This is a genomic window from Streptodolium elevatio, assembly GCF_053592165.1.
In genome coordinates, this window is sequence record NZ_JBSFVE010000021.1 from 112503 (window position 1) to 139275 (window position 26773).

Consider the following 26773-nt stretch of genomic DNA (forward strand, 5'->3'; position numbering starts at 1 on the left):
CGCGGCTCGCGGCGCGCCGTGCGGACCGGCCGGGCGGACACCCTTGACAGCCCCGGACGGCACCCGCACGATACTTCGAGCCGATCCGACGAAAGCGATTCCGGTTAATCGGCGTACCGCACAGGAATGCCGCACCACCGCTCGCGCCGTGATTTTTCAGTGTGCCAGGTGTTTGCTTGAGCGCCGTATTTCCTCATGAGCCGTGGCCAGCCCGCGAGCTATTCGCGAATGCCGGCGCACGGCTGCCGTGCACGCCCGGGAAGGAGCCGCACCCATGGCGTCGGAGACTCTGCGTCGCGACCTCGTCCTCACGATCGGACCGTTCGAGGAGCCGAACGGACCGCTCGCCGTCGCCGCCCACCGGGCCGGCGCGCTCGGCGTCGTCGACCTCGGGCGGGACCGCGCCGCGGCGCTGTCCGCGCTCGCCGAGGTGGTCCGCCGCCCGGACCGGTCGTTCGGGGTACGGGTGCCCGTCGGCTGCCCGGTGGCACCGACGGAACTCCCCGGTCCCGCCGACGTGGTGGTCCTCGCCCACGGAGCCCCGTGGCGGGTCGCCGACGCCGGGCCGGACCGACGGGTCCTCGTCGAGGTCACCTCGCCCGCGGAGGCCCGCGCCGCGGCGGCCGAGGGCGCGTACGGCGTCGTCGCGGTCGGCCACGAGGCAGGCGGCCGGGTCGGCGACCTGACCACCTTCGTGCTGCTCCAGCACCTGCTGGCGGACCCCGAACTGCGGCTGCCCGTCTGGGCGAAGGGCGGCATCGGCACGCACACCGCAGCCGCCGCGATCGCGGGCGGCGCGACCGGGGTCGTGCTCGACACGCAACTTGCCCTGCTCGCGGAATCCGCACCGTGCCTGCCGGACCCGGTGGCCGCGGCACTGCGGTCGATGGACGGCGGGGAGACCGTCGTCCTGGAGGGACACCGGGTGTACACCCGGCCGGATCTGCCGCTGCGTCAGCTTGCGGACGCGGCGGCGGCGTTCGGCGGCGTCGGGTCGGCGTTCGGGGCGCGCGGCCTCGATCGGCAGCTGCTCCCCGTGGGACAGGACGGAGCGCTGGCCCGACGTTTCGCCGAGCGGTACGGCACGACCGGACGGGCCGTTAGGGCCGTCCGGTCGGCCGTCACCGCCGCCCTCGCCGCCGCCGTGCGGCACCGACCGCTGCTGCCCGGCCCGGACGGCGACCTGCCCGTCGTGCAAGGCCCGATGACACGGGTGAGCGACCGGGCCGCGTTCGCCGACGAGGTCTCCATGGGCGGCGGACTGCCGTTCCTCGCCCTCGCGCTGATGGACGGCGCCGCCACCCGGGCGCTCCTGGAGGAGACCGCCGAGCGCCTGGACGGGCGCCGCTGGGGCGTCGGCCTGCTCGGTTTCGCCCCCGCGGAGCTGCGCGACGAACAGCTCGCGGCAGTGGCCGCGGTCCGGCCGCCGTTCGCGCTGATCGCCGGCGGACGGCCCGACCAGGCGGCGCCGTTGGAGGCCGGGGGCATTCACACGTACCTGCACGTCCCCTCACCGGGGCTCTTGGACCAGTTCCTGCGCGCAGGCGCCCGGCGTTTCGTGTTCGAGGGCCTGGAGTGCGGCGGGCATGTCGGACCGCGCGCCAGTTTCCCGCTCTGGGAAAGCCAGTTGGACCTGCTGCTGGCCCATGCCCGCCGGCACGGCGGTGCCGCGGACCTGGACCTGCTGTTCGCGGGCGGGATCCACGACGCCCGATCGGCCGCGATGGCCGCCGCGGCTGCCGCTCCGCTGGTAGAACTCGGCGCCCGAATAAGCGTGTTGATGGGCACCGCGTACCTGTTCACCCGGGAGGCGGTGGCGGCCGGGGCGATTCTGCCCGGCTTCCAGGAGGCGGCCGTCGCCTGCGAGGCGACCGAACTGCTGCAGACCGCACCGGGGCACGCGACACGCTGCGCGGGGACTCCGTTCGTGAGCGCGTTCGCCGAGGCGCGGGCGGCGCTGGAGGCACGTGGCGTACCGGCCCGGGACATGTGGGCCGAGCTGGAGGAACTCAACCTCGGTCGTCTGCGCATCGCCAGCAAGGGCGTGGTCCGCGGTGAACGGGGACTCGCGTCCGTCGACGCGGAGACCCAGCGCCGCGAAGGCATGTTCATGCTCGGCCAGGTCGCCGCGTTGCGCTCCGCCGCCACCACGGTGGCCGACCTGCACGCGGAGGTGACCGAAGGGGCCACCGCCCATCTGGCGGACCGCGCCGCCGCTCTCGGGATCATCGAGGAGGAACCGGTGGCCGAGGCCGAGCCGGTGGATGTGGCGATCGTCGGCATGGCGTGCGTGCTCCCGGGCGCCGCGGACCTGGCGGCCTTCTGGCGCAACGTGCTGCTCGGCGCGGACGCCGTCACCGAGGTCCCGCGCGAACGCTGGGACCCCGATCTGTACTTCGACCCCGACGCGGTACGCGACCCGGTGGGCCGCACCCCGTCCAAGTGGGGCGGCTTCGTACCGCCGATCCCCTTCGACGCTCCCGCGTACGGCATTCCGCCGGCCTCGCTCGCCGCCATCGAGCCCGCGCAACTCCTCGCCCTGCACGTGGCGTCGCGGGCGCTCGACGACGCCGGCTACGGCGGCGGCCGCGAGTTCGACCGCGGCCGCACTTCGGTGGTCTTCGGCGCGGAGGCCGGCACGGACCTGGCCGGCGCGTACGGCTTCCGCTCGCTCTACCCCGCCTACTTCGGCGACCTGCCGCCCGACCTCGACGCGCAACTACCCCGACCCACCGAGGACTCGTTTCCCGGCGTGCTGGCCAACGTGATCGCGGGCCGCATCGCCAGCCGGCTCGACCTCGGCGGGGTCAACTACACCGTGGACGCCGCCTGCGCGGCCTCCCTCGCCGCGCTCGACCTGGCCTGCAAGGAGCTTGTCCAGGGCAGCAGCGACGTGGTGCTGTGCGGCGGCGTCGACACCCACAACGGCATCAACGACTACCTGATGTTCTCGTCGGTGCACGCCCTTTCGCCCTCGGGCCGCTGCGCGACCTTCGACGCGTCCGCCGACGGCATCGCCCTCGGCGAGGGCGCCGCGTGCCTGGTGCTCAAGCGCCTCGCCGACGCCGAGCGCGACGGCGACCGCATCTACGCGGTGGTCAAGGGCGTCGGCGGGTCCAGCGACGGGCGTTCACTGGGGCTGACCGCGCCGCGGCCGGAGGGGCAGCGGCGGGCGCTGGAACGCGCGTACGCCCGGGCGGGCGTGTCCCCCGCCGAGATCGGTCTCGTCGAGGCGCACGGCACCGGCACCGTCGTCGGCGACCGCGCCGAACTGGAAACACTGACCGAGGTGTTCACCGCGCACGGCGCCGAACCCGGCGGCTGCGCCCTCGGATCGGTCAAGTCGCAGATCGGCCACACCAAGTGCGCGGCCGGCCTCGCGGGGCTGATCAAGGCCGCGCTGGCGCTGCACCACGGCGTACGCCCGCCCACGCTGCACGTCCGCGAGCCCAACGCCGCCTGGGACGCCCGGACCAGCCCGTTCTTCTTCGACGGCCAGGCCAGGCCGTGGAGCGAGAGGGACCCCGCGCGACGCCGCGCGGGAGTCAGCGCGTTCGGTTTCGGCGGCACGAACTTCCACGCGGTGCTCGCCGGGCACGCGGCACCCGAACGGGAATGCGGGCTCGTCGGTTCCGGTTCCGGTTCCGCGATGACCGAATGGCCCGCCGAGCTGTTCTGCTTCGCGGGTGAGGACCACGCGGCAGCCGTGCGTGCGATCGACGCGATGATCGCGCTGTTGGACGAGCGTGTCCCGCGCACCCTCCGCGGGCTCGCCGCCCTGGCGGCGGAGTCGGTCGCGGCGGCCGGGGCGCCCGTGCAGGTCGCCCTGGTCGCCGCCGATCCGGAGGATCTCCGGGTCAAACTGGGCCGCGCGCGGGACGGTGCGGACGACCCGGCGGGCGAGGTGTTCAGGCGCCGCGACGACCTGGCGCCGGGACGCGTCGCATTCCTGTACCCGGGCCAGGGCAGCCAGCGGCCGGGCATGCTCGCCGACCTGTTCGTGGCGTTCCCCGGACTGCACGACGTGCTGGCCGAGGCACCGGCGCCGACGGTCCGGGCGATGTTCCCGCCGACCGCGTTCGGTGCCGAGGCCCGCGAGGCCGCGCACCTGCGGATCACCGACACCCGGACCGCGCAGCCCGCGCTCGGCGTCGCGGCGGTGGCCGTCACGCGGGTGCTGGACCGGCTCGGCGTACGCCCCGACCTCGCCGGCGGGCACAGCTACGGCGAGTTGGCCGCGCTGTGGGCGGCCGGCGCGTTCGACAGCGCGACGCTGCTGCGCCTGTCCACGGCGCGTGCCGAGGCGATCCTCGGTGCCGCCGGATCCGACCCGGGTGCGATGGCCGCCGTCAACGCGCCCGCGGACCGGCTGGCGCCGGTGCTGACCCTGCTCAACCTGAACCACAGCCTCTCCCCGGGTGGCAACGGCACGGGGCCCCGCCTGGGCGTGGTCGCGGCGAACATGAACACGCCTTCGCAAACCGTGATCTCCGGTCCGACACCGGCCCTGGAGGCGGCCGTCGCCGCGCTGGAGGCCGAGGGGGTCCAGGTACGCCGCCTGCCGGTGGCCTGTGCCTTCCACAGCGCGGTCGTCGCCGGCGCGTCCGCCGAACTCGGCCGTACGCTCGCCGCATTGCCGGTGTCGGCACCGGGCTTCCCGGTGTGGTCCAACGGGACGGCCGCCGCGTATCCACAGGACCCGGACGCGGTACGGGCGCTGCTGGCCCGTCAGGTCGCCGAGCCGGTGCGCTTCGTGGAGCAGATCGAGGCGATGTACGCGGCGGGTGCGCGTACATTCGTCGAGGCGGGCCCGGGACGGGCCCTGACCGGAATGGTCCGGGCGATCCTCGGGGACCGCCCGCACACCGCCGTCGCCTGTGACGTCCCCGGTGAGTCCGGGCTGCGGCGGCTGCTCGCGGCGTGCGCCGAACTGGCCGTCACAGGAGTGCCCGTCGCGCTCGGCGAACTGACCCGCGGCCGGGTCACCGCCGCCGACACGCACCCCGCACCCCTGCCGGCGTGGCAGGTCGACGGCCATCTGGTGCGCACCGCGGACGGCAATCCGGTCGCGGGCGGGCTCCGCCCGGCGGAACCGGTCGCGCCTCCGGTGGTCGTGCAGGCCATCGGAGGCGCGGCCGGGACCGCCACCCCGGATCCGCGGGAGACCGCGGTGCTCGAATACCTGGCGGGAGCACGTGAGTTGGTGGCCGCGCAGCGAGACGTCCTGCTGGGCTTCCTGGGTGCGGAGCCGCAACCGTGGGCGGCGCCCACCCGCCTTTCGACCGGCACTTCCGCTGCCGCGCCCGTAACCTCGGCTGACGCCGTCATCGCATCCGCGCCGTCCGTGCCGGATCCGGTCCTCCAGAGCGCTCCGGCGCCGGTCGAACCGCTGGACGCCGAACGCGCCTTGGACGCCGTGCTCGATGTCATCGGCACACGCACCGGATACCCGCGGGACATGCTCGACACCGGCCTGGACCTGGAGGCGGACCTCTCCGTCGACTCGATCAAACGCACCGAGATCATCGGCGAGTTGGCGGTACGCCTCGACATGCTCGACGAGTCGTTGGTGGAACGGCTCGCCCGGGTGAAGACCATCAGCGCGATCGTCGAAGGCCTGCTGGAGCACGCGGGTGCCGGGGCACCGGGAGCATCGGGCCCGCCCGACACCGCGCAATCGGACGGTGTGCCCGCGGACGCGCCTGCCGCGCACGGCACCGACCTGTCCGGAGCACCGGTCCACGAGGCTGTGGCCCACGAAGTAGCGGGGCGCGAGGCTGTCCGCCGAGAAGCCGGAAGGCACGAAGAGGCGCTCCAGGACCGATCGTTCGCGACGCCGGCCGTCGCTTCGGCGTCGCCTGCCGCGCCCGCCACCACGAGCCGGTGGTTCGCGGACACACGTACCGGCGCCGACAGCGGGCCGCGCGCAGCCGCTGACGGTGGACCGCGTACCCGTGCCTTCGGGGGCATGCCATCCGACGGAGGTAGGGACAGCCACGCGGATGACGGCGTTCCGGTGCGGCACGTTGTCGAGGTCGTCGAATACGTCGCGGCGGCCCCGCATGCCGAGCACATCGCCGCCGCGGTCGCCGGCCGGTCGGTAGTCCTCCTCGCCGATGCCCACGGCATTGCGCTCGCGCTCGCCGACCGGTTGGAGCGGCTGGGGGCCGTGGTGCGGATCGCCGAGCCCGGTCAGGCGCTCCCCGGGCCGGATGTGGACGCGCTCGTCCACCTCGGGGCCCTGCGTACCGACGAAGTCCCCGTGATTCTTGATGACTTCGCCTTGCTGCGGGACGCGCTGGAGGGAGGTGCGACGCACCTGCTGCTGGCCACCGGCTGGGGCGGCACCTTCGGCCGGGCCGGGGCGGAGGGCGGCGCCTCGGACGCGGCGTGCGCCGGGATCGGGCTGGCCGGGTTCGGGCGTACCGCCGCCCAGGAGTACCCGGAAGCGGTCGTCCGCGTCGTCGACGTGGACGCCAAGGACGAACCCGACCTGATCGCCCGGCAACTCCTGGCGATGCTCGCCGAGTCGCCGACGCCGGAGGCCCCTGTCGTCGTCGGCCTGCCCGCGGGGGCGCAGGCGGCGAACGGTTCCGATGCCGCTCGCGCCATGACGCGGCGCACGCTCGCGGTACACCCGGCTCCGCTCGCCGACGCCGACACCGTTCCGCCGGTCCTCACACGGGACTCCGTGGTGCTGCTGACCGGTGGCGCCCGCGGCATCACCGCCCGCGTTGCGGTCGGCCTTGCGGCGGCGTACGGCTGTCACATCGAACTCGTCGGCCGGACCGCGGACGCCGGCCCGGAGGACCCGGCCGTCGCCGGGGCCGCCGACCGGGCCGAACTGCGTGCGGCGCTCGTCGCGGCCGGGATGCGCAAGCCCGCCGAGATCGAGGCGGAGGCGACACGGATCCTGGCCCGTCGCGAGGTCCGGGCGACGCTGGACGCTCTCGCCGGGGTGGCCGCGTCCGTCCGGGTGCACGCCGCGGACGTGCGCGACGCCGCCGCGGTGCGGGCCGTCGTGGACGACGTGTACGCCCGGCACGGCCGCCTCGACGGCGTGGTGCACGGCGCCGGGGTGCTCGACGACCGGCTGCTGAAGGACAAGTCGGAGGAGGCGTTCGCCCGGGTCTTCACGACCAAGGTCGTCGGCGCGCGCGGCCTGGCCGATGCGCTGCGCTCCCACGCCTCGTACGGACGCCCGAGGTTCCTGGTGCTGTTCGGCAGCGTCGCCGGGGTCTTCGGGAACCGGGGGCAGGCGGACTACGCGGCGGCCAACGACGCCCTGGACGCACTCGCACACCTGTGGCACCGCTCGGTGGGCGCGGAACTGACGGGCGCGGTCGGCACGGACGCGATCCGCACCGACGCCCGCGACAGGGACGCATTCAGCGGGGGCGGGATCGGCACCGAAGCCGTCGCCGACCGCGTGCTGAGTCTCGACTGGGGGCCGTGGGCGGCCGAGGGGGGCGGCATGGTCACCGCCGAACTGGAGCGCCACTACGAGCGTCTGGGGATGCCGCTGATCGCCCCGGACGCCGGGGTCGCGGCGATGCTCGCGGAACTCTCGTCCGGCGGCGTGGCCCAGGCGGTCTACCTGTGCCCGCCGCGGGACGGCGGGGCCGCGCACGAGGCGGCCGACGTCCCGGCGGCGTACGGCGAAGGCTCGGAGGCCCGGCGATGAAGCGGTACTTCGACCTTGGTCGACTTCGCGGGGACGAGTGCCGCGGATGTGCGCGGGGTGCCGCATGAGCAACGGCCGGACCCGCGACGAAGGACCGAAGCCCACCGACGCGGCGATCGTCGGCATCGGTGCGGTGTTCCCGTCCGCCCCGGATGCGCCGTCGTTCTGGGCGAACATCGAGAAGGGCGTGGACGCCATCACCGACGTCCCGCCGAACCGCTGGGATCCCGAGGTGTACTTCGCGCCCGACGCGGCGGTCGGACCGGTGCACGCCGACCGGTTCTACTGCCGGCGCGGCGGATTCGTCGACGACTACGCGACGTTCGACCCGACCCGCTTCGGCATCATGCCGTCGGCGGTGGACGGCGCGGAGCCCGACCAGCTGCTCGCGCTGCGTACCACCGCCGAGGCCGTCGCGGACGCGGGCGGTGAGGCGCGGCTCCCCGACCGCGACCGGATCGGCGTGGTGTTCGGACGCGGGGGCTACATGGGGGTCGCCACCGCACGGCTGGACCAACGGGTGCGTACCGCACACCAGTTGGTGTCCGTACTGCGGCAGGTGGCTCCGGAGTTCGACGACGCCCGGCTGGCGGCCGTCCGCGAGGCGTTCCAGGCGGCACTGGGACCGGAACGCCCGGAGTCCTCGATCGGGTTGGTGCCGAGCTTCACGGCGTCGCGGATCGCGAACCGGCTGGACCTCGGCGGCCCGGCGTACACGGTGGACGCGGCCTGCGCGACATCGCTGCTCGCGGTCGACCACGCGGTGGCCGAACTCGCCTCGGGGCGCTGCGACGCCGTCATCGCGGGTTCGGTGCACCACTGCCACATCGCGACGTTGTGGAGCGTCTTCACCCAACTGCGGGCGCTCAGCCCGGCGATGCGCATCCGCCCGTTCGACAGGGCGGCCGACGGCACGCTGATCTCCGAGGGCACCGGCGCCGTGGTGCTGAAGCGCCTCGCCGACGCGCAGCGAGACGGCGACCGGGTGTACGCGGTGGTGCGCGGCGTCGGCGTGGCCAGCGACGGCCGGGCGGCCAGTCTGATGAGCCCGCTCGCGGACGGCCAGGTCCGGGCACTGGAACGCGCCTGGCGCGCGGCCGGACTCGATCCGACGTCACCCGGCGCGCTCGGACTGCTGGAGGCGCACGGCACGGGTACGCCGCTGGGAGACGAGGTCGAACTCGAGACCCTGGCACGGGTTTTCGGGGCCGACGGTCCGAGCGTCGTCCTGGGGTCGGTCAAGTCGATGATCGGCCATGCGATGCAGGCAAGCGGCATGGCCGGATTGCTGAAGGCCGTGTACGCGGTGCATCACGCGACGCTGCCGCCGACCCTGCACGTGGACGACCCGCACCCGGGCCTGGCCCGGACCCGGATGCGCACGATCGACGAGGCCGAGCCGTGGCCCGAGGCCGCGGGCGCGGTACGTCGGGCGGGGGTGAACGCCTTCGGCTTCGGCGGGGTCAACACCCACGTGATCGTGGAGGAACCGCCCGCGAGCAGGGCGGCCGCATTCCCGACCACCGCGCCGTCGCCGTCCCTGACGCAGGCCGCGTCCCCCTCCCGCCCCCCGGCGCCCGGGAGCCCTGGGGCGTTGCGGCACTCCGAGGCGAGGGCGGTGGGGAAGGGCGCGCCGACGGTTCCGGCAGTACCGCGGACTCCGGGAACCCCAGGGATTCCGGAGAGTTCCCGCCTGGTCACCTTCGCCGCCGCCGACCTCGGCGGACTGTCCGACCTGCTTGACGACTTCAGCGCGCAGATCGCCGGGGGAACGGTGCCCGGGCCGACCGGCGACAGCCTCGCGGACGATTCCCCCGGGGGCATTGCCCTCGGCACCGGGCCGTGCCGGCTCGCCGTCGTCGACCCGACGCCGCGCCGCCTCGAACTCGCCTCCCGCGTCGTGGTCCGCGGCGAACCCTGGCGTGGGCGCAGCGACCTGTGGTTCACGCCGCGGCCGCTGCTGGGCGCCGGCGCTGCGGGCGGCCACGGACCGGACGGGCAGCCGGGGAAGGTCGCGTTCCTGTTCCCGGGCCTGGAGCCGGAGACACAGCCGCCGCTGCACGACGTGGCCGACGCGTTCGGCCTCCCCCGCCTCGCCGAGCACGACACGGACGAGATCGTGGGCCGTGCACTGGACGCGCTGGGCAGCGGACGCGTCGTGTCGGCCGCCCTCGAACGGCTCGGTGTGCGGGCCGACATGCTCGCCGGACACAGCCTGGGCGAGTGGACGGCCATGGTCGTCGCGGGGATGTACCCCACCGCCGCCGTCGACGTGTTCCTGGACTCGCTGCGCCCGGGGGCGCTGGCCGTACCCGACCTGGTGTACGCGGCGGTGGCCTGCGGCGCGGCGCGGGCGAGTGCCGCCTGCGAGGCGGTGGGCGGCGCGGTGGTCTCGCACGAGAACTGCCCGCACCAGTGCGTCGTGTGCGGGCCCGCGGACGCCGTCCGCCGCGTGCTCGACCGGCTGCGGACCGACGGTGTACTCGGTCAGGAACTACCGTTCCGGTCCGGGTTCCACACACCGATGTGGGAGCCGTACCTCGATCAGGTACGGGACGCGTTCGGACGCCTTCCGCTGCGCAACCCCCGGGTTCCGGTGTGGTCCGCTACGAGTGTCGCGCCCTACCCCGACGAGCCCTCCGAGGTCCGCGAACTGACGATCCGGCACCTCCTGGAGCCGGTGCGGTTCGGGGCGTTGGTGGAAGGCATGTACGAGGCCGGCGCCCGCGCCTTCGTCCAGGTCGGCGCAGGGAGCCTCGGCGGTTTCGTGGACGACACGCTGCGCGGTGCGGACGTCCTGACCATCGCCGCGCACGGCACCCGGCATCCGGGCCTCGCGGGACTCCTGCGTGTCCGGGCCGCCCTGTGGGTGGAAGGCCGCGAGGCCCTTCGGGCGGCGGAACCCGAACCGGCGCGCCGGACGGGGCCGACCGTACGCCTCGATCTCGGTTCGCCCATCGTCCTCCTGGACGCGGCAGACGTACCGAGTGGGCAATCTCCGCGTCATGCACCGGAGTTGACCCGGGCTCAGGCGGCCGATCCGGTGCTGGCCGCCTTCGCGGCCGTCCTCGACGAGGCCGGCGACGCACTCACGCGGACGGCGGGCGCCTGGCGGCACGCCGCGACCGCGGCGCCTGCCGTACCCGTCGCGGCCCCGGTCGGGCCCCAATCCCAGCCCCAGCCCCAGCGCGATTCTCGTCCCCAACAGCGCTCACACATCAGGGAGTTCTCGCTGCGCAGCCTGCCCTTCGTCGCCGACCACTGCATCTACGAGCAGCACGACGGGTGGCCCGAGGACTCGGACCGTTTTCCGGTCGTGCCGATGACCACCCTCCTCCACCTCACGGGTGAAGCCGCCCGCGCTCTGGTGCCAGGCCGCGTGGTCGCCGGATTCCAGGAGGTCCGGGCACTGCGCTGGCTCCCGGTGGCGCCCGCGACCAACGCCGAGGTGTCCGCGACCCGCTTGGACGCCGACCGCGTCCGGGTGGAGATCGCCGGGTTCACCTCCACGGTCGTACGCCTCGCCGAGAGCCACCCGCAACCCGTCACCCCCGACCCGACCCCGCTCACCGGCGAACGCCCCCCACCCGTCCGGGCCGCCGCCTTGTACGCCGACCGCTGGATGTTCCACGGTCCCGGATTCGCGGGTGTGGACGAGGTCAACGCCGTCGCCGACGACGGAATCCGGGGAGTCCTGCGCAGCCTTCCCGCACCGGGGGCGCTGCTCGACGCGGCGGGCCAGCTCTTCGGGCACTGGATGCAGTTGAGCCTCCCCACCGACCGGCTCGTCTTCCCGGTCTCGGTCGAGGAGGTGCGACTGTTCGGGCCGCCGCCGCGCACCGGCGACCGCCTCCTCGCAACCGCGCGAATCCGGCAGGTGACCGCGACGACGGTGCGCGGCGACGTCGAACTGTGCGATGCCCGCGACGGTTCGGTGCGCGCGCAGCTGCTCGGATGGACGTACCGCCGCTTCGCGGCCGACGAGCGTGTGTGGCCGATGAAGTTCACGCCGCACACCACCGGCGTCGGCGAGCCGCAGCCCGAAGGCTGGTGCCTGGTGCGGACGCGCTGGCCGGACGCCGCCTCGCAGGAACTGGTCATGCGCCGCTACCTGGGCGCCGACGAACGCGAGGAGTTCGCGACCCGGCAGCCGCGTACCCGGTCGGGGTGGCTGCTCGGTCGCATCGCCGCCAAGGACGCCGTACGCCGCTACCTGTGGGCGCGCGGCGAAGGCCCCATCTACCCGGCCGAGATCCGCGTGTCGAACGACGACGAGGGCCGTCCGCTGGCGGAACGCGTCGCGGTGGGCGACGAGTTCCCGGCCCGGCACGCCGGCATCCATGTGTCGCTCGCGCACAAGCACCGCCTCGCGGTGGCCCTCGCGGACCGGGTCCCGGTCGGCATCGACATCGAGTCGTTGGCCGAACGCCCCGAGTCCCTGGAGCGGGTCGCGCTCGCCCCGACCGAGCGCGACCTGCTCGACCGGCTCGCCGCAGTGGACCCCGAAAGCCGCAGCGAGTGGCTGGTGCGCTTCTGGTGTGCCAAGGAGGCCGCCGGCAAGGCGGCCCGCACCGGCCTGGCCGGCCGCCCGGCGGACCTGCAAGTCGTCGAGGTCGCCGAGGACCGCCTCGTCGTGGAGAGCCGCCCGCTCGCCGCGAACCGAGCTCCGGCGGAGGGCCCCAAGCCCGCCGAGGGCCGCGCCGGCGGACGGCACGTGGTCCGTACGCGGATCGTCGCCGACGCCGACGAGCGCTACGTCGTCGCCTGGACCGTCCCGCACAACCCCGTCCCCTCAAGCCCTGTGGAGTCGCCGTGAGCATGCGAACCGCTGAAGCCCTGGCCGAGACCGGCACCGCACGCGAGACCGAGACCGAGACCGCGGCCTCGACCGCCGGCGGAACCCCCGGGGGCGGCACCGCCGCCGACGCGATCCTCGCCGATGTCGTCGGCCTGCTCGTCGAGGTCGTGGGCGACGAGATCCTGGTCGCCACCGCCATCGGCCGCGACAGCGCGTTCAACGAGGACCTTGCCGTCGAGAGCATCGAATTCGTGGCGCTCGCCGAGAAGTTGGAGGCCCGGTACGGAGCCCGCATCGACTTCATGGCCTTCCTGTCCGAACTGGAGATGGACGAGATCCTCACGATGACGGTCGGCACCCTCGTCGACCACATCGCCGCCCAACTCGGCGACGAGCGGCCGGACAACGCCGTCGGGGAGGTGTGAGGGGTGGCCGACATCCAAGCGAACGGCCTGCGCTTCCACGTCCAACACCTGCGCGGCGGACGGGCGTCCACCGACCGGCCGACCGTGGTCCTGCTGCACGGACTGGTCCTCGACAACCTCTCCAGCCTCTACTACACCCTCGCGCCGCCCATCGCGCGCGCCGGCTTCGATGTACTGCTGTACGACCAGCGCGGTCACGGCATGTCCGACGGCTCGCCGAGCGGCTACGACGTCGACACGGCCGTGGACGACCTGGCCGCGGTGTTGAAGGCGTGCGGCGTCACCGGTCCTGTGCACCTGCTCGGGAACAGCTACGGCGGGCTAATCGCGCTGCATGCGGCGTACCTGCACCCGGAGTTGGTGCAGAGTCTGGTCTTGGTCGAGGGGCAGTGCCTGGACCCCGCGCACAGCGGCCACCTGCCGGGCGCCGAGGGCTACGCGGGCGGCTGGGTCGAGGACGTCGCCAACACGCTCAACCTCATCGCGCTGGGCCTGGAGTGCAATCCGCTCGGCGGCGACCTCGCCTCGCGCGGCGCGCGCAAGGCCGCGCGGATGCGGGCGGGCGCCGACTCGCTGCTCAACCGGACCACGCTGATCGAGGACATCTCGACCGTACGGCTGCTCTCCCCCGGCGAGTTGGCGCAGGTGCGCTGCCCGACACTCGCCCTGTTCGGCTCCGCGTCGAACCTCGTGGCATCCGGGCCGGTGCTGGCGTCCCGGCTGCCGGACTGCGCCGTCGAGGTCTTCCCCGGCGCCGCGCACGCGCTGCTGCGCGACGCACCGAAGGAGTTGCTGGCGTCGGTGCTGCGCTGGTTGGAGGCGCACTCCCCGGGCCGGGCCCGGCACGGGGCTCACCGGGACGTGGGCGGCTATGGCAGCCGCGACCCGGGCGCGCGCGGCGAGGGCGCGGCATGAGATGCCTGTTCGTCGTGCCCCCGTTCGCCGGGCACGTGAACCCGACCGTTGCGGTGGCCGCCGAACTGACCCGGCGCGGGCACGAAGTGGCCTGGTGCGGGCCGCCGGAGGTGCGGCGGCTGCTGCCGCCGGAGGCCGTGCTGCACCCGACCGGAGGCGGGCCCGAGGGCGGGTACACGGAGCTCCACGCCCTGTGGCGCGCCCACCGCGGGGTGAACGCCCTGCGGTTCCTGGTCGAGGAGGTTCTCGTCCCGCTCGCCGAGCAGATGCGTCCCGGCGTCGACGAGGCGATACGGGCCGTGCGTCCGCACGTGGTGGTCAGCGACCAGCAGGCGTTCGCGGGCGCGATCGCCGCCGAGTTGCACGGACTTCCGTGGGCCACCTCGGCAACGACATCGGTCGAGTTCACCCGGCCGTTCGAGGGGTTCCCCAAGGTGCACGCGTGGGTCGGCGAACGGGTGCGCGCGGTCGCCGCCCGGGCGGGCCTCGACGACGACTGGGACCCGCGGTTCTCCGCGCGGCTGGTGCTCGTCTTCTCCACGCCGGTGCTGGCCGGCGCGGACGGCGAAATGCCGCGACACCACCGGTACGTCGGACCGGCGTTCGGTGCGCGACCCGCTCCTGTCGACTTCCCCTGGGAGCGGCTCGCCGCCGACCGCCGCCGGGTCCTGGTCTCCCTGGGCACCCTCAACAGGGAGGCCGGGACGCGGTTCTACCCGGCGGTGGCGGAGGCGACCCGCTCGCTGGCGGACCGCGTGCAGGTGGTCATGTCGGTACCGGGTGAACTCCTCGGCGTGCACGACGGGCACGTGTTGGCACGGGAGTTCGTCCCCCAGCTCGACCTGCTCCCGCACCTCGACGCGGTGGTCACGCACGGCGGCCACAACACGGTGTGCGAGGCCCTGGCCTTCGGCCTGCCGCTGGTGGTCGCGCCGATCCGCGACGACCAGCCGCTGGTGGCCCAGCAGGTGGTGGCGGCCGGAGCGGGCGTACGCGTGCGCTTCGGCCGCGCGCACGTCCCGGAGATACGCCAGGCGATCAGCGATGTGCTGGACAAGCCGGACTACCGCGCGGGCGCGTTGCGCGTGCGCGATTCCTTCGCCCGGGCAGGCGGCGCGAGTTCGGCGGCCGACGCCCTGGAGGAACTGGAGGCCATGCCGTGAACACCGGTTTCGAGCCGTTCCCGTGGCTGGCGCTGATCCTGCTGGCCGTCGTCGTCCTCGGCACGCTCCGGGCGCGGCACCGGCTGCGCGCGCTGCCGAGGCTTGCCGCGTCGCAGGACCCCTCGGCGCTGTCGGAGTACCGGTGGATCACCGCCTCGGGGGTGCGTCCGGACCGCGAACTCGCCGCGTCCGCGGCCGCGTACGCCCGGCACGAGGGCCTGCTCGTACTCGACCTCGTTCCGGAGCGCATGCCGGTCGAGCCGCTCCTCGACCTGCTCGGCGACGTCGACCCCGGGCGGTTCCGCACCGACCCGGTGACCGCCGGGCGCGGTGCCTGCCACGCGCTGCTGGTGCACGACAGCGTCCTGGGACGTTCGGAGACTGCTCCCGGCGAGAACCTGTCGCAGGTCGAACTCATCGCGGTCACGGCCCGGTTGAAGCAGTTCGCTCCGCGGGCCACCGGGCACGTGGCGGCGCCGGGACTGACCGCGCTGCGGCAGGATCCGCGTAGTGCCAAGGCGCGCATGCGGGCGTTCGGAGCGCCGCCTGCCGTGGGCTTCGCCGGACTGCTGGGCCAGGCGGGCGCGTTCGTGGGGGCGGCGTACGCGACGCCCTTCTGGGGGCTGATGGCCCTCGCCGCGTGGTGGGTGCAGCCGTACGCGGTGCTGGCGGGCCGTTCTCCGGTGCGCCCGCGCGACGTGCACGGCGATGTCCTGGCCCGCCCGGCGATGGCCGTGTACCGGTGGATCCGCGGGGTGGCCGGACCCACCGCTCCGGCCGAGCCGACGCCGGAGGAACTGGCCGCGATGCGCGCCCGGTACGCCGACGATACGGCGGACGGGACCGACCGCTTCTTCGAGGAGCGCCGCGACACGTGCCCGTGGTGCGGCTCCGACCGCCTTGCGGTGCGGGTGCGCACGAAGGACCGTCTGCAGGGCAAGCCCGGGCGCTTCGTCCTCGAACGCTGCCGGGACTGCCAGGTCGTCTTCCAGAACCCTCGGCTTTCCCCGACCGGACTCGACTACTACTACCGGGACTTCTACGACGGTCTCGCGGCGCGCGGCGCCGAGGCGATGTTCGCGACCATGTCGCGGCAATACCTGGGCCGGGCCCGGCTCGTGGGCCGGCACACCGCACCCGGCCGCTGGCTGGATGTCGGGACGGGCCACGCGCACATGTGCCTGGTCGCCAAGTCCGAGCTCCCGGACACCGTGTTCGACGGGCTCGACCTGGGCGGCGGAGTCGAGGAGGCGGCCCGGCGCGGCTGGATCGAGCGCGCGTACGTCGGGCAGTTCCCCGACCACGCGGACTCGCTCGCGGGGTCGTACGACGTCGTCAGCATGAACCACTACCTGGAGCACGTGCGCGACGTGTTCGCCGAACTCGACGCCGCCGCAAAGGTCGTGCAGCCAGGGGGCCATCTGCTGGTCGAGATCCCGGACCCGGAGTGCTGGTACGCCCGCCTGCTGCGCCGGCGCTGGCACCCCTGGTTCCAGCCGCAGCACCAACACCTGGTCCCGCTGGGCCGGTTGGCCGAGGCACTGGCGGCCCGCGGCTTCACGGTGGTCGAGGTCGAGCGCGGCCCGGCACACCAGGGCGGCATGTTCGTCGCGGCGGTGAGCCACACCATGACCGCCGTCGCACCGAATCCGCGCCAGCCGTGGTTCCCCGGCGGGCCGACCGTGCTCCGCCGGATCCGCCGTGCGGTCGGCGTCACCGTGTCCGTCCCCTTCTATATGGCGGCCGGTCTGCTGGACGCGCTGACCTCCGTCGCGGCACGGAACTTCGGACGCGCGGGCGGCAGCGACGCGTACCGCCTGCTGGCCCGCAAGGACCCCGGCTGACCGGCGTCCGCCGCTCCGCCCTTTCGTCCCCTCGTCCCCTCGTCCCCTCGTCCCCTCGTCCCCTCGTCCCCTCGGAAAGGAACGTCCCCGATGCAGTTGATGGATCAGCGGGATGCCGACCCGGTCCTGCGGGTGGTGCCGTACACCTTCGTGCAGGCCTTCGGGTACGAGCCGGCCGGCGTGTGGACCGCCCCGTACGCGCTGCGGCTCGCGGGGGTGCCGGGCCGCAGCGGCATCGTGACGGCGTTGGGCTGGCAGGTCGTCATGGCCGCGGCACCCCGCACGGACGGGATCCTGCGGGCCGGATCCCTCAATCGACCGGGCGACGCGGTCGAGATCGAGGTGCGGGGCGCGGTCGACCGGCCGGTCCCACCGTGGGCGGCACCCGTCGTCGATGCCGTGCACGCTCTCGCGGGCACCGCGCCGCAGAACGCCGGACTCGACCTGATCGTGCACGCCGACCTCCCCGACGCCGCGGGCCTCGCGCCGTCGGCACCGCTGACCTGCGCGGCGGCCATGGCCTGGACCTCCTTCCACGGCCCCCAGCTCCCCGTCGCGGCGCTCGACGCCCTGCTGCGCAACGTCGTCGCACCCCCGGACGGCACCGCCGACGCGGAGGCCCTGCGCTCGGCGGTCCTGTACGGCGGCGAGAGCCGCGCGCTCATCGTCGGCCCGGTCGGCCCGACCGGCGAACTCCCCCTGGACCTGGCCGCCGCGGGCCTGCGCGCCATGCTGGTGATCCCGCGCGACCGGGGCGTCCCGCACACCGGCATGGCCTCCGTCGTCGAGTCGCTGCGCGGCGCCCGCGACGAGACCGAGCGTGCGCAGCGCATGGAGGCGTACCTCCGGGACCGCGAACTCCCGCGTGCCCTCAGCCTGCTGACGGCCTCTCACCTGTCGCGCGTGCCGGGCTACGGCACGGGTTGGGCCGAGGCGGACGCCACGGTCGACGCGGTGAAGCTCGCGGGCGCGGTGGGCGCGCGCCTCGCGGGTGGCACGGGCAGCGCCGCGGTGACCGCGTTCGTCCCCGCTGCCCTGCTCTCCGGCGTCCGGGCCGCGGCCGTGTCGGCGTTCCGCGACCGCGGCCGCCTGACCCCGAGGTTCCTCACCGCCACCGGAGGCCGCCCCGCAGGCCCGGTCACCTAGTTTCTAGTGCTGTGACCGGAAAGGTTCACCGGATCCCGGTCGGAGCCGTGCCGTGGCCTCGGGTCGGCCTGCAGCCCTTGACTTTCCCAGTAGGAAAGTGGGACTCTCGCTTTCCCACTGGGAAAGTGAGGATTCATCGTGGACATCACCCCGGAGCAGGCCGAAGCCGCCCTCGACTCCGCCCACCAGGCACGGCGCCAGGTCGCCGATGAAGTGGGGCTGCCCCGCGCGTACTGGTGGGCCATGGCGGCCGGTTGGATAGTGCTGGGCGCAGTCGGAGCTGCCGCGCCGGCTTGGGCGGCCGGGGCGGCGACCCTGCTCTTCGGTGCCGGGCACGCCGCGCTCGCGTCGCGGTTGCTCGACGGACGCCGCCGCACTGCTCGGCTCCAGGTCAGCAGGGCCGTCGCCGGGGGCCGCATCCCCTTCGTGGTGGTCGGCATGCTCGTCGCCTTCGTCGGCGTCACCGTCCTCGCCGGGCTCGCACTCGACGCGGACGGCGCGGATCACGCGGCCATCTGGGCCGCGGTGCTGGTCGCCGCCGTCGTCGGGTTCGGCGGACCGGAGATCCTGCGCGTCCTGCGCCGGTGGGTCCGGGCATGACGGACGCGCGCTTCGACGAGCTCATCCACCCCAGCACCCGCCTGTCGCTGGTGGCGACCCTGGCGGCGGCCGACTGGGCGGAGTTCGCGTACCTGAAGGACCGGCTCCAACTGTCCGACTCGGCGCTGTCCAAGCAACTCACGACACTTGAAGAGGCCGGGTACGTCGCCACCGAACGCCGCCTCACCGGCAGCCGCCACAAGCGCTTCGCCCGCCTGACCGACATCGGCCGGGACGCCTTCGAGGGCCACATCGCGGCACTCCAGGCGATCCTCGCCAATGCCTCGGCTCCGGCGGCGGTGGGGCAGCCCGAGAAGCATCCGCTCGGGTAGATTTCCGGGACGACGAGGTGGCGACGGAAGAGCCGGACATCGTGCACATGGATGCGGGACGGTCGCGAAATCGAACGCAGTTGGTTCGGGCCGGCGCGTGCGCGGCGGGAACGGCATCGTTCGTGCGCACCCGCGCAGATGGTGCGCGAGCACCCTGCGCTCGGCCGAAAATAGTGCACGAGGGCCGTGGTTCGCAGTTGGGCGAGGCATTAGCGTGCTGCTCACCGCAACCTGGGACGGACGTCCGGCTCGCTCCGGCGTGCGCCGTCGCAGGGACGACGGAGACCCCGCGAACCAAGGACGATTCGACGTGACCATGCCCTCGATCGGAACAGCCGCCCCGTGCGTGCCGACGGCGTTGTTCGGCACCGTGACCTGTCTCGACGACAACGGCACCATAAGGTCGTTCCCGCCCTTTGCCGCGGACTCCTCCGAGGACGGCTGGACGTTCAACATGGTGCGCGCGGTCAACGGACGCGACTTCCGCGAACACTTCTGGGAAATGCACCCGACGTCCGACAAGTTCGTCGCCGTGGCATCCGGGTCCGTCAACCTGCACCTGCGTGCCCACGACGGCCACCCGCGCCGGACCTTCCCGCTCGGCCCCGGAACCGCGGTCACCGTTCCCGCCGGGCGCTGGCACCTCCTCGAAGTCGCCGAGCCCAGCAGCGTGCTGACGCTGGCGCGTCCGACCGGAACCCTCCTCGAACCGGTCGCCTTCGACGTGGCGACCGCCTGATCGCGGACACCGGCCCATAGGGGTCGGCCGGCTGCGAGGATGTGGCGGCCATGCCGAGTTCTTCCGAGGGTCTGCGACTGCTGCGCGCCGGGGTCTTCGCCGGGGTGTGCGTCGTGCTGTCGGCGGGCGGGCACGTGCTCGCCTCCGGGAGCGCGGTGCCCGGCTGGGCCGTGCTAGGCGCCTTCGCCGCGGCCATGGTTGCGGGTTGGGCCGGGTCCGCCCGGGAGTGTTCGGGGCCGCGACTGGCGGCCGCAATGGCCGTCGGGCAATTCGCGCTGCACAGCTGGTTCTCGTTTGCCGTGGCACACGCAGCCGGTTCCGACTCGGCGCACGGGCACGGGCACGGCCATGAGCCGGGGCACCGGCACGGCGGGTCGCCGGCGGAGCCCGGCAGCGGCACGTGGATGCCGGCCGCGCACCTCGCGGTCGCGGTGGCCGCCGCCGGATGGCTGCGGGTCGGGGAAGCAGCGGTGTTCCGGCTGCTGGCGCGGTGGGACGCGCGGGTGCGGGCAGGGGTAGGCGTACTGCTCGGCCTCCGCACGGTCCCGGCCCGAAACCTGCCGCGGATACGCGCGGTTGCGGTACGGCCGGAGGTCCACCGGGGGCTGGCGACGCGGTACGACCTGGCGCGGCGCGGGCCGCCGGCGGGGGCTTTCGTCCGCTGATCCGCAGGCCCCCGCATCCTTCAGGAGCCATTTCCGTGAGCCATACCTTCCGCCTGCCTTCGGCCGGGCGCTTCGCCCTGGCCGTCGCGGCCGCCGGGGCCATCGCCCTGGTCTCCGCAACCCCCGCGTTCGCGCACAACGAGGTGACCGCCTCGGACAGCCGCGCGCTCGCCACCGATGTCACCCTCACCTTCGAGGCCGCCGCCGAGTCGACGACGGCGGGTATCACGTCGCTGCGGGTGGTGCTGCCGCAGGGCATCGTCCCCGGCGACGTCACCTACCTGGAAGGCCCGTCAGGCTGGTCCTACGCGCCGGCCGACGACGGCTACACCGTCGCCGGGACGGCGCTGGCACCGGGCGCCGATGCCGAGTACAAGGTCAAGGTCCGGCAGTTGCCCGACACGGAGCTGCTGGTCTTCAAGACCCTTCAGTCGTACTCGGACGGACGCGTCGACCGCTGGATCGACGTGCCGAAGTCCGGCGACGACCACTCGAACGCGGCGGCCAAGCCCGCTCCCGCGCTGACGCTGCAGAAGGCGGCGCCGGGGGCCGTGGTTATTCCGCCCACCCCCGCGGCGCCGACGGGTGCGCCCACCGGGGCTCCGACTGGGGCTCCGACCGCCGAGGCGAGCAGCGCCGCTCCCCCGTCCCCCGCGACGACGCCGGGGGCGGCCGCCCCGGGCTCGCCCTCGGTCACGCCCACACTCGCGGGCGAGTCCGCCGACGAGAAGAAGGACGACGACTCGTCGACGCTGCCGGTCGTGCTGGGCATCGTCGCGGCGGTGGTGGTCGTCGGCGGCGCGGGCGGCGCGTGGTGGTGGCGTCGGCGCGGTGCCTCCAGCGGAAGCTGACCCACCGGCAGGTGCGGGCGGGGCGGCGGGACTTCGCCGCCCCGCCTGTCGTACCGCAGTTCGCGGGTGCCCTGGGGCTCGCGTGCGCCCCGACCTCGCCCCGACCTTCGCGTGCGCCCCGCACCTTCGCATGTGCCCTGACCCTCGCGTGTGCCCTGACCTCGTGTCCCTGCGGGCCAGGCGTGGCCCCGGTTCAGGTGCAGCCGAGATTCAGGTGTAGTCGGCCTCCTCGACGACACGCGCCCGCGCGAAGGCGCACAACGCCCGGACTTCGGGTGTCATCGGCTTCCGCAGCCACGCGAACCCGATGGTGCGCCGCATCGGCGGATTGAACGAGCTTATGGTGACCGCCCGTTCGAACCGGTGCGCCATGTCGGCGTACCACAGCACCGAACCCACGCCGCCCGCGACGCACGAGAGCCACGCCCCGCGCTCGTCGGTCTCCATGGCGACCTTCGGGCGGATCCCCCGCGTGGTGAACAGCACTTCGAACTCCTTGCGGCGCGGCGAGCCGACGGCCGGGAGGATCATCGGCAGGCCGTCCAGCGACTCGACGGTCACCGGTTCGGGCAGCCGCAGGTCGGGCGGCGAGACGAGGACCACCTCGTGGTGGTGAAGGGCGTGGACGCGCAGGTCAAACGGGACCGGCAGGTCCGCGAGCACCAGGTCGGCGGCGCCGTTGCGCAGCGCGTCGAACAGCAGGTCGCGGTTCGCGTGGCCCGCCACCACCACGTGGACGTCCGGGCGGTGCCGGTTGAAGGCCGGGAGCAGCGTGCTGATGAACTCGATGGCGAGCGTCTGCGTCGTACCGAGCCGTACGCGGGCTCCCGGAGACGGCGCGCCCGGTCTGACGCAGTCCTCGATCGCGCTGATGCCCGCCAGGACCCTCCTGGCCAGGTGCACGACCCTGACGCCTTCCGGGGTGAGCGCCATGCCGCGGCCCGAACGTACGAACAGCTCGGCGCGCAGCTCGCGTTCGAGCGCCTGGAGGGACCGCGACAGCGCCGGTTGGACGACGAAGAGCGCCTGCGCCGCCGCGGTCATGCTCCCGTGCTCGACAACGGCGATGAGGTAGCGCAGCTGTTGAAGAGTCACGTTTGCACCGTACTCCTGGGTATGTGCACGGTCATCCCATCCGGCTGGTCGGATCCGGTCCGACCAGCCGGATGTGCGCGCCCTGTCCGGGTGTACGCGCCGGTGCGTCAGAACCAGGTGACCGTCCAGGTGAACGCCGTGGTTCCGGTCTTGCCCGCGCTGTCCTTGACGGTGACGGTCACCTGGAAGGTCCCGACTCCCCAGACCGATCCGGTGACCGCGCCCGTGCCCGCGTTGACCGAGACGCCGAACGGCAGCCCGGTCGCCGCGTACGTCAGGGTCGCCCCCGGCGTCGAAGGCGTCGCCTGGATACGGAAGTCCGCCTTCTGGTTGAACTTCGACGCCCGGTTGCCCGGGTTGGTGACGACGACCTCGCCGCCGGGTGCCGGGGCGACCGTCAGCGTGACCGGCGCCGAGGCGGTGCCGGCGCTGTTGGCCGCGGTGAAGACCGCGTTGAACGGGCCGGCCGCGGTCGGCGTACCGGACAGCACGCAGGAGGGCGAGAAGGCCAGCCCGGCGGGCAGACCGGTCGCCGAGCAGGTCGGCGCGGGGTTGCCGGTCACCGCGAATTGGAGGTTCACCGGCTTGCCGACCTCGAGGCCGGTGACCGGCGGCGCGGTGATCGTGGGTGGTGTGGTCCCCCCTCCGCCCGGGGTCACCGTCCACACGAACGCGCGCTGTGCGGTACCGGCCGAGTTGCTCGCGGTGAGTACGACGTTGCGTGCTCCCTGCGTGGTCGGCGTGCCGCTCACCAGGCACGACGGGCTGATGGCGAGCCCGTCCGGCAGTCCGTCGGCGGTACAAGTCGGCGCGGGCGAACCGGCCACCTGGACCTGGAGGTTGACGGCCGTGCCGACCGGCGTCGTCTGGTTGCCGGGGGCGATGATGACGGGCGCCTGGTTGCCGCCGCCGGGTTCCACCGTCCAGCTGAACGCCACCGGTGCCGACGTCTGGTTCGCGGCGTCCTTGGCGGTGACCGAGACATTCGCGGTGCCCGCGGCCGTCGGCGTGCCCTGCACGGTGCAGCCGCCGGACGCGTTGCCGAGCCCGGCCGGGAGGCCGGTGAACGTGCAGGTGTACGACCCGGTCCCGCCGCTCACCTGGACCGCGAGGCTGTCCGGGACGTTCACCGTCGAGCTCTGCGCACCCGGGTTCGCGACGACCGGTCCGCCGTCGCCGGGGATCGCCTCGGGCGGCAACGGCACCTTCCAGACAGGGCTGTTGGCGCCCTCGCTGCCGACCAGGAGCGCCTTGCCGTCGGGCGTGTACGTCAGCGACTCGCCCTGTGACACGCTCGGCAGCGCGAACTGGGCGATCTGCACTCCCGGGGCGGTGAACACGTACGCGTTGCCGTAGTCGCGGATGGCGAAGGACTTCCCGTTGGGCGCGAAGCTGCCGTCGGTGCCGGTCAGCGGCGAATTGCCCACCCGGGTGAAGGTGTTGGTGCCAGAGGTGCTCAGGGTCGCCGGCCCCTGGTAGACGCCGCTCGACCCGGTGCCGAAGAGGATCTTCGTGGCGATGTAGAGCCGGTTGTCGCGCGGGTCGATCATGAACGTCTCGGCGTCGTGTCTGCCGTCGGCGTACGCGACCGCGAACGTCGTGGGCGTGACCGTCTGGTTCGTGAGCGTGTCCGGCTCCGTGAACCGGTGGATCTTGAGGTCGCTGCGGGCCGAGGCGTTGTCGCCGATGTCGCCGACGAACACGGCCGGGCGGCCCTGGTCGTCCTTGCCGACACTCATCGCCTCCCAGTCGGAGTTGGTGGTACCGGCGACGTTGAAGACGGCACGGACCGCGCAGGTCGCCGCGTCGAGCGCGAAGACCTCCGTGGAGTTGCCGCTGTCGCCGTGGGTGTACATGACGCCCGGATGCCTGAGGCTCATCGCGAGTCCGCTGGACTCGTCGATACGGGCGTCGCCGATGGTGCACACAGTGGTGGGCGGGTCGACGGCGTGCGCCGGCGCCGCCCCGAAGGTCGCGCCGACGAGGGCCGCGACGACCAGAACAGTGGAGGTGCGCCCGGCCGTCCGGCCGACGCGTCTGCGGTGCCTGGGGTGTTGTGCCATGCGTCCAAGGGAATGAGTCCGCACTCCTCCCGGTCCAATACCGGTCCCGCATCGACCCATGACAGTGCCTCATGGCCTTCGCACGGTCCTCCTCCGATTCCGGTTCGTACCCGGGCACTTCGCGGGCCGCCGCGGGAATCCGCCGCCGATGCGGAACCGGGAGCGACCGTTTCGGCATCGGTGCATGTCGTCTGGGTCGGGATGCCCACCGATCTTGTGCGAAGCCGCAGGTCAGCACGTTGAACGCAGCCGGCTGCCGGTAACCGGCGAATTCCCCTCGTTGACCCGGCGCGCGGTCCGCACGACCATTCCCGCGGTGGTCTGGCCATCCCTCCGCCATGCCCCGGCGCAGCCTCCGTCCGGCGCGCACGAGCAATGTCCCCATGCCCGTTCGCAGTGCCAAGCGATGTCACGGGTGACCCTGCCGGGTCACCCGGCAGGTCATCACCAAGGAGGCAATCCGTGCTCAAACGAGCGCGCCGGTCGTGGTATGCGAAAGTGACGGCCGTCCTGGCCGGCACCGCCGCGGCGGCCACGGCAGGCATCGTGGCGCTGACGGCCGCACCGGCCTCGGCAGCCACCATCCCGCAGTTCGACCATGTGGTGATCGTCGTCCACGAGAACACCAACTACGAGAGCGTCGTCGGCAACGCGCAACTGCCGTACATCAACTCGCTCATCAGCGGCGGTGCCTCGTTCACCAACTTCCACGGCGAGGTGCACCCCAGCCAGGGCAACTACTTCGCGATGTTCTCCGGGGCCACGCAGGGCGCCACGCTGGACCAATGCCCGGAGCCCGGCTCCCCGTACACCGCGGACAACCTGGCCCGCCAACTGCTCGACAAGGGCAGGACGTTCGGCAGCTACAACGAGGACTGGGACGGCAACCCCGCCACGTGCACCACGGACAAGTACGCGCGCAAGCACAACCCGTGGTTCGCGTTCAGCAACGTGCCCACCACCACGGCCCACAAGTTCAGCGCCTTCCCCACCGACTACAACCAGTTGCCCACCGTTTCCTTCGTCGTCCCGGACCTGTGCAACGACATGCACGACCTGGGCTGCACGGGCACCGGTGACACCTGGACGAAGAACAACCTGGGCGGCTACGCCGAGTGGGCGAAGAGCAACAACAGCCTGCTGATCGTGACGTGGGACGAGGACGCGTTCCGCTCGCAGAACCAGATCGCCACGGTGTTCTACGGCGCCAACGTGAAGAAGGGCACGTACGGCACCAACTACAACCACTACAACATGCTCCGCACCCTCCAGGACATGTACGGGCTGCGCACCTCCGGCCAGTCGACCAACGTCCCGGCGATCACCGAGGTCTGGGAGAGCACGCCGACCGATCCGCCGGTCGTGGCCAACCCCGGTCCGCAGGCGTCCTCCGTCGGGCAGTCGGTGGACCTGCCGCTCCAGGTCTCCGGCGGGACCGCACCGTACACGTGCACCTTCACCGGGCTGCCACCCGGACTGGGCAACCCCGGCAACGGCTGCACCGTGCAGGGCACGCCGACCACCGCCGGAACAAGCACGGTGTCGGTCAGCGCGAAGGACGCGCAGAACGCCAGTTCGGCGGCGGTGTCCTTCCCGTGGACCATCAGCAGCGGCCCGGTGGCGCCAACCGTCACCAACCCGGGCCCGCAGACCAGCGCGCAGGGCCAGCCGGTCAGCAAGCAGATCCAGGTGTCCGGCAACCCGGCACCCGTCTGCACCGCGACCGGGCTGCCCACCGGGCTGTCGATCAGTTCCTCGTGCCTGGTCACCGGAACACCGACCATCCTCGGTGACAGCAGCGCCACGGTCACCGCGACGAACAGCCAGGGCACCGACAGCGAGACGTTCACGTGGTCGGTCACCACCGGAGGCAACACGCCGCCCACGGTGACGAGTCCGGGCAACCAGACGACCCAGGCGGGCACGGCGGTCAACCTCCAGGTGCAGCGGACCGGCACGCCGACGCCGACCTGCACCGCGACCGGGCTGCCGGCCGGGCTGTCGGTCAACTCCGGCTGCCAGATCACCGGTACGCCGACCACCGCGGGCACCTCGAACGTCACGGTGACCGCGAGCAACGCGGCGGGCAGCGCGAACGCCTCGTTCACGTGGACGGTCACACCGCCGCCGCAGACCGGCGTCCAGGTGGCCAACCCCGGCAATCAGACGTCGAAATTCAACCAGAAGGTGGACCTCAAGCTCCAGGTGAGCGGCGGCACCGCGCCGTACACCTGCTCGGCGACCGGGCTGCCGAGCGGGCTGTGGCTCAACCCGCTCAACTGCCAGATCTCCGGAAGCGCCTGGGGCGTCGGGTCGTTCACGGTGAAGGTCACCGCGAAGGACGCCGGCAACGCGACCGGGAGCACGACGTTCGGGTGGACGGTGGCGTGGTTCTGAGCCCGTGAGGCTCCTGCCGCCCATCTCTCCTGACTGAGATCCCCCGACGTCACCGG

Annotated in this window: 15 protein-coding genes; 13 read left to right on the forward strand and 2 right to left on the reverse strand. The window is 73.3% G+C overall.

What is annotated here, in order from left to right; all coding sequences use genetic code 11:
- Window positions 1-274 precede the first annotated feature (274 nt).
- The 12 genes from ACWD12_RS31650 (at window position 275) to ACWD12_RS31705 (ending at window position 21162) form a co-directional block, all read left to right on the forward strand.
- Complete coding sequence (locus tag ACWD12_RS31650; protein WP_450102422.1) at window positions 275-7684, forward strand: SDR family NAD(P)-dependent oxidoreductase; 7410 nt, start codon at window positions 275-277, stop codon at window positions 7682-7684.
- A 64-nt stretch (window positions 7685-7748) separates the two neighbouring features.
- Window positions 7749-12500, forward strand: a complete 4752-nt coding sequence (locus ACWD12_RS31655) for a beta-ketoacyl synthase N-terminal-like domain-containing protein (protein ID WP_450102423.1) — start codon at window positions 7749-7751, stop codon at window positions 12498-12500.
- A gap of 2 nt (window positions 12501-12502) precedes the next feature.
- A complete protein-coding gene (locus tag ACWD12_RS31660) occupies window positions 12503-12907 on the forward strand; it encodes an acyl carrier protein (protein ID WP_450102472.1) in 405 nt (134 codons plus the stop codon).
- A gap of 3 nt (window positions 12908-12910) precedes the next feature.
- On the forward strand, window positions 12911-13822 hold the full coding sequence (locus tag ACWD12_RS31665) for an alpha/beta fold hydrolase (RefSeq protein WP_450102424.1): 912 nt from the start codon (window positions 12911-12913) through the stop codon (window positions 13820-13822).
- On the forward strand, window positions 13819-14985 hold the full coding sequence (locus tag ACWD12_RS31670) for a glycosyltransferase (RefSeq protein WP_450102425.1): 1167 nt from the start codon (window positions 13819-13821) through the stop codon (window positions 14983-14985). The genes ACWD12_RS31665 and ACWD12_RS31670 overlap by 4 nt, the downstream gene beginning before the upstream one ends.
- Window positions 14982-16829, forward strand: a complete 1848-nt coding sequence (locus ACWD12_RS31675) for a class I SAM-dependent methyltransferase (protein WP_450102426.1) — start codon at window positions 14982-14984, stop codon at window positions 16827-16829. The genes ACWD12_RS31670 and ACWD12_RS31675 overlap by 4 nt, the downstream gene beginning before the upstream one ends.
- A 90-nt stretch (window positions 16830-16919) precedes the next feature.
- Window positions 16920-17975, forward strand: a complete 1056-nt coding sequence (locus ACWD12_RS31680; protein ID WP_450102427.1) for a hypothetical protein — start codon at window positions 16920-16922, stop codon at window positions 17973-17975.
- A gap of 138 nt (window positions 17976-18113) precedes the next feature.
- Window positions 18114-18575, forward strand: coding sequence for a hypothetical protein (locus ACWD12_RS31685; RefSeq protein ID WP_450102428.1), 462 nt, complete (start codon window positions 18114-18116; stop codon window positions 18573-18575).
- Entirely contained in the window at window positions 18572-18907 is a 336-nt protein-coding gene (locus ACWD12_RS31690) for a transcriptional regulator (RefSeq protein WP_450102429.1), read from the forward strand. Before ACWD12_RS31685 ends, ACWD12_RS31690 begins: the two co-directional genes overlap by 4 nt.
- A gap of 310 nt (window positions 18908-19217) precedes the next feature.
- Window positions 19218-19646 (forward strand): hypothetical protein, encoded by a 429-nt coding sequence (locus tag ACWD12_RS31695; protein ID WP_450102430.1) that lies wholly within the window; start codon window positions 19218-19220, stop codon window positions 19644-19646.
- A gap of 50 nt (window positions 19647-19696) precedes the next feature.
- Window positions 19697-20311: a hypothetical protein gene (locus tag ACWD12_RS31700; RefSeq protein WP_450102431.1), complete on the forward strand. Its 615-nt coding sequence runs from the start codon at window positions 19697-19699 to the stop codon at window positions 20309-20311.
- 35 nt (window positions 20312-20346) lie between these two features.
- The gene (locus ACWD12_RS31705) at window positions 20347-21162 is read left to right on the forward strand and encodes a DUF1775 domain-containing protein (RefSeq protein WP_450102432.1); all 816 of its coding nucleotides are present in this window, start codon (window positions 20347-20349) and stop codon (window positions 21160-21162) included.
- Window positions 21163-21372: 210 nt separating this feature from the next.
- Here ACWD12_RS31705 and ACWD12_RS31710 read toward each other — a convergent pair whose 3' ends face one another.
- Window positions 21373-22257, reverse strand: a complete 885-nt coding sequence (locus ACWD12_RS31710) for a LysR family transcriptional regulator (RefSeq protein WP_450102433.1) — start codon at window positions 22255-22257, stop codon at window positions 21373-21375.
- Between the two features lie 107 nt (window positions 22258-22364).
- Window positions 22365-24320, reverse strand: a complete 1956-nt coding sequence (locus ACWD12_RS31715) for a putative Ig domain-containing protein (RefSeq protein WP_450102434.1) — start codon at window positions 24318-24320, stop codon at window positions 22365-22367.
- A gap of 462 nt (window positions 24321-24782) precedes the next feature.
- Here ACWD12_RS31715 and ACWD12_RS31720 point away from each other — a divergent pair, with 462 nt between their 5' ends.
- Window positions 24783-26717 carry a putative Ig domain-containing protein gene (locus tag ACWD12_RS31720; protein ID WP_450102435.1) on the forward strand — a complete coding sequence of 645 codons (1935 nt, stop codon included), beginning with the start codon at window positions 24783-24785 and terminating at the stop codon, window positions 26715-26717.
- The last annotated feature ends 56 nt before the right edge of the window (window positions 26718-26773 follow it).

Coding starts and splice junctions, on each gene's coding strand:
- ACWD12_RS31700 (WP_450102431.1), top strand. CDS start 19,697: ATGCCGAGTTCTTCCGAGGGTCTGCGACTGCTGCGCGCCGGGGTCTTC.
- ACWD12_RS31655 (WP_450102423.1), top strand. CDS start 7,749: ATGAGCAACGGCCGGACCCGCGACGAAGGACCGAAGCCCACCGACGCG.
- ACWD12_RS31715 (WP_450102434.1), bottom strand. CDS start 24,320: ATGGCACAACACCCCAGGCACCGCAGACGCGTCGGCCGGACGGCCGGG.
- ACWD12_RS31680 (WP_450102427.1), top strand. CDS start 16,920: ATGCAGTTGATGGATCAGCGGGATGCCGACCCGGTCCTGCGGGTGGTG.
- ACWD12_RS31650 (WP_450102422.1), top strand. CDS start 275: ATGGCGTCGGAGACTCTGCGTCGCGACCTCGTCCTCACGATCGGACCG.
- ACWD12_RS31690 (WP_450102429.1), top strand. CDS start 18,572: ATGACGGACGCGCGCTTCGACGAGCTCATCCACCCCAGCACCCGCCTG.
- ACWD12_RS31670 (WP_450102425.1), top strand. CDS start 13,819: ATGAGATGCCTGTTCGTCGTGCCCCCGTTCGCCGGGCACGTGAACCCG.
- ACWD12_RS31660 (WP_450102472.1), top strand. CDS start 12,503: ATGCGAACCGCTGAAGCCCTGGCCGAGACCGGCACCGCACGCGAGACC.